This is a genomic window from Streptomyces sp. ADMS (assembly GCF_033441795.1).
Taxonomy (GTDB): domain Bacteria; phylum Actinomycetota; class Actinomycetes; order Streptomycetales; family Streptomycetaceae; genus Streptomyces.
The window spans coordinates 1-2,998 of sequence record NZ_JAVFVX010000261.1; the positions used below are offsets into that span (position 1 = coordinate 1).

Sequence of the window (2,998 nt, forward strand, 5' to 3'; positions counted from 1 at the left end):
GTGCTGTTCTCGTGGATCAGCCGCAGTTGGATGGGTGGTTGGCCGTAGCGGATGGGTTGATTTTCGGGTCGTAGAGGTCGGGCTTGTCGACGCCGGTCTTCAGGTTGTCGGGCACCAGACGGCGCGGGACGCCGTCGAAGTAGCGGAAGGCCGCGACGTGCGCCTCGGTCCACGCGTGCTGGTCCAGGTTCAGGACCGGGCGGACGAACATGTGCCGTGAGCAGGGCAGCACCATCACGAACGCCCAGACGCGGTGCCGTTTGCCGGTGCGGGGGTTGGTCCACTGGCCCAGGAATCCGTAGTCGATCTGGGCCTCCTCGCCCGGCTCGACCTCGTCGCGCAGGACGGTGACCTGTGAGCGGCTCACCTCGTCGGGCAGTGTGGCATGCACCCAGCGGCGGAACGAGGAGACCGACACCTTCAGTTTGTGCTCGTCCCGCAGCCGCTGGTGGATCGTGGAAACCGTCACCGTCCCCAGCAACTCCTTGATGTAGTCGCGGTGTTGGTCGATGTCGGACCAGGTGACCTGCCGCAGTTTCCGGTCGACGAGACCGGGGAACCACCCCTCGATCAGCCCGGCCCAGTCGGCCTCGGTCATCGGCGGCCCGCCCGGGGTGATCCCGGACGCCTCCGCCGGCGCCAGGTACTTCCTGACCGTCTTGCGGTCCACCCCCAAGGACGCGGCGAGTGCGCTCTTCGAGCGGCCCGCGTACCAGTGGACGTAGATCTCGGTGATGTCGACCACGACGAACGTTCTCCTTGCCATCCGGGCTGCCCATCGGCCTGCCGAACCACGGGCGAGGAACACGGACAGCTCCGCGACGACCAGGTCCCTCGGTCCCGGACTCCGCGCTACCCATGGTCAATAGGGAGGAACCGCCATAGAGGATCGCATGACACCCAAACCGCCCCAGATGGTGAAAATCTCCATCGCCGCCGGATCAGCGGGCGGGTTTCTCCCAGGTCAGCGAGTACCGGCGCAGCACATGCCGGCGGTAGCGCACGCCGGGCAGCAGCCCGCACCTGCCCATAGCTCATCTGCGGGTCGGCGACCGGCATGCCCTGCGGGCCACGCGCGCGACGCAGTACCTTCATGATCCGCACGATCGGGGCAGCCGCGATCAACGCCGCCCACTCCGTCACGCTCGCCTCGCGGGCCAGACCGACCACCACCAGCGTGCCGCCAGGCCGCAGCAGCTCACGCATGCGGACGAGGGCCGCCTCGAAGTCCATGTGATGGATCGTGGTCACCGAGCAGACGAAGTCGTACTCCGCACGGGGAAGTTCCGCCGTGAGGAAGTCTCCCTCGACGAAGGTGAGTTGCGGATGGCCGGCAGCAAGCTCACGTGCGCTGGCGATCATGTCCGGCGACTTGTCGATCCCGGTGACGTGTTTCGCCCGCCCGGCAAGCTTCCGTGCCAGCAGCCCGTCCCCGCAGCCAACGTCCAGGGCATCGCCGCACCCCTCGGGAACAGACCGGAGGATGCCCGGGTGCCGGGCAACGTTGGTGTTCCAGTACGGCTCTGCGGCGGGCTGGCGCATCGGATCAGCGTAGAGGCCGGTCATGGCCTGCCGAGTGCACACCGACGGATTCGCTGTCCCCATGGGGAGTCGTGATCGCAGGGGTGGGGAATTACATGACGCTGATCATGCAGATCGTGGGGAACCGCCTGACCGTCGACAGGTCGGGCACGCGGGGCCGTACCCCTGCTCGCGTGCGCGGACTTACCCAGCCTGCGGACCACGCTCACCGTGACCGCCGCACCCGTACTGCAGGAGGTACCGTCCCGCCTGCCGTGGTCACGGGTGGGGCTGGCCGGTGCGCTGGCGAAGGTGCTGCCGAGTAGGGCAGGAGGCGGCTGGCGGGATCGGGCCCAGGTCGTCGTCCATCTCGCAGTGGCCATCGCGCTCGGCGCGACGAACCTGCTGGAGGCCGAGCAACCGCAGCTGCACCACCGGCCGTTGTTCGGTACAGCCGCCTCCGACCACCGCCCGTCGCACCCCGGCCGTGCTGGACGAGGCGGCCCTTGCCAAGATCGGACGGGCGCGTCGGCGGGTACGCCGTCATGTGCGGTCGCTGCATCTGCGGCCCGGCGGCCATCCCCTGGCTGGTCGTCGCGGGGAAGCGCCTGGCCGGCTGGATCGTCATCGACCTGGACGCCACGATCATCACCGCCGCCTCTGCGGCAGACCGGGAAGCCGCTCTCGAAGCCGCGATTCAACAGTGCATCACGAGACGTCATAACACCGCACCTGACGAACCCGCAGCGTCCCGTACGGCCATGGCGTCGAGGAGGCGGTCTACGAACGAGTCAGTGAGGAGGACGGCGGCGAGCTGATCGGCGTCGATGGCCGACGGCTATCCGGACCCGCTGGCCGGTTGCCGGACAGGTCAACGACGTGTCCGTCGCGGCCTCGGACGCAGTCCGGACAGTGTCCTGATCTTGTCCGGAGAGGATGTCCGGGGTGGGTAGCAGGCCGACCGCCGATTCTTCGAACCGATACACACACGGGTACCGCACCAGCCAAAGAGGCCTGTGACGCACCTGTGACAACCCACGGACACAGCCATGACGCCACCCAGGCAATCTATCTAAAAGGGGATAAAAGGTAGCAATTAGGTATTGGAAATCCATGAACCTCACAGCAACCACGGCCCACACTGACCCCGACAATCCCGCTATGACCCCGCGTGAACTTGAAACCCTGGGCCACATCGCCTCAGGCCACACCTACCTGCAAACAGCACGCCAGATGGGGCTGTCCAGACACACCGTCGACGCCTACCTCCGTCGCATCCGCACCAAAATGAACATCCATACCACCGCAGAACTCACCAGACTCGCCATCACCATCGGACTATGACACCCACTGTGGGTCAGGCCGGTCGAGCTGTTGGCGGACATGCTGGACGACTAGGTGATTGAGATCGCTGAAAGCGACTGCTCAGCCCAGATGGTCTTGCCGGTGGTGGCATGCCGAGTACCCCAGTGCTCGG

At 66.6% G+C, this 2,998-nt stretch carries 3 protein-coding genes; 1 reads left to right on the top strand and 2 read right to left on the bottom strand.

Going from position 1 to position 2,998, the window contains the following annotated elements; translation table 11 throughout:
• Window positions 1-16: 16 nt before the first annotated feature.
• Together RB628_RS40090 and RB628_RS40095 are read right to left on the bottom strand one after the other, a co-directional pair.
• Complete coding sequence (locus RB628_RS40090; protein WP_318325578.1) at window positions 17-745, bottom strand: hypothetical protein; 729 nt, start codon at window positions 743-745, stop codon at window positions 17-19.
• Between the two features lie 107 nt (window positions 746-852).
• Window positions 853-1,566, bottom strand: coding sequence for a class I SAM-dependent methyltransferase (locus RB628_RS40095; RefSeq protein ID WP_318325579.1), 714 nt, complete (start codon window positions 1,564-1,566; stop codon window positions 853-855).
• Between the two features lie 1,116 nt (window positions 1,567-2,682).
• Between RB628_RS40095 and RB628_RS40100 the strand changes: the two genes are divergently transcribed.
• Window positions 2,683-2,865 carry a helix-turn-helix transcriptional regulator gene (locus tag RB628_RS40100; RefSeq protein WP_318325580.1) on the top strand — a complete coding sequence of 61 codons (183 nt, stop codon included), beginning with the start codon at window positions 2,683-2,685 and terminating at the stop codon, window positions 2,863-2,865.
• Window positions 2,866-2,998 lie beyond the last annotated feature (133 nt).

Bases quoted from the DNA above. Each gene is read 5' to 3' on its own strand.
- RB628_RS40095 (WP_318325579.1), bottom strand. From the start codon at position 1,566: ATGACCGGCCTCTACGCTGATCCGATGCGCCAGCCCGCCGCAGAGCCG.
- RB628_RS40100 (WP_318325580.1), top strand. From the start codon at position 2,683: ATGACCCCGCGTGAACTTGAAACCCTGGGCCACATCGCCTCAGGCCAC.